We start from the raw sequence: 489 nt of genomic DNA, 5'->3' as shown, positions 1-489 counted from the left end.
TCTCAAAGCGGATTACTCCTTTAATCATTACTTCATGCGAAGCTATGATATTATGCGGTATTAATCTCCCTTTCGGGAGGCTATTCCCCTCTTTGAGGTAGGTTACCCACGTGTTACTCACCCGTCCGCCGCTAGAAACCCGAAGGTTTCTCGCTCGACTTGCATGTGTTAAGCACGCCGCCAGCGTTCGTCCTGAGCCAGGATCAAACTCTCAATTTATAAGTTTGATTTAGCTCATCGCTATTCTTCATTATTAAATGAAGATTTTTTACTCTTGATTTTGATTACTCAAAATCTAAAGAATTGCTGGTTTACTCTTAATTCTTATTCTCTGTTTAATTTTCAAAGATCAACTTGCTATCATTTGACAGCTTTTATAGTTTATCAAATTTATTACTTATTGTCAATAGTTTTTTTCATTTCCTTATTAACAACTTTTCATAAATTGTTGCCTTGTTCTTGGCGACATGTAATATAATATCATAATAA

Annotated in this window: 1 rRNA gene; it reads right to left on the bottom strand. The window is 35.2% G+C overall.

The annotated features are described in order from the left end of the window. Positions 1–219: ribosomal RNA gene (locus RH99_RS18085) — 16S ribosomal RNA — on the bottom strand; the annotation flags it as partial. Positions 220–489 lie beyond the last annotated feature (270 nt).

This window comes from Clostridium arbusti SL206 (assembly GCF_000246895.1).
Classification (GTDB): domain Bacteria; phylum Bacillota; class Clostridia; order Clostridiales; family Clostridiaceae; genus Clostridium_I; species Clostridium_I arbusti.
Note: the sequence above shows the minus strand (reverse complement) of the source record. Positions and strands in the feature narration are given on the sequence as shown.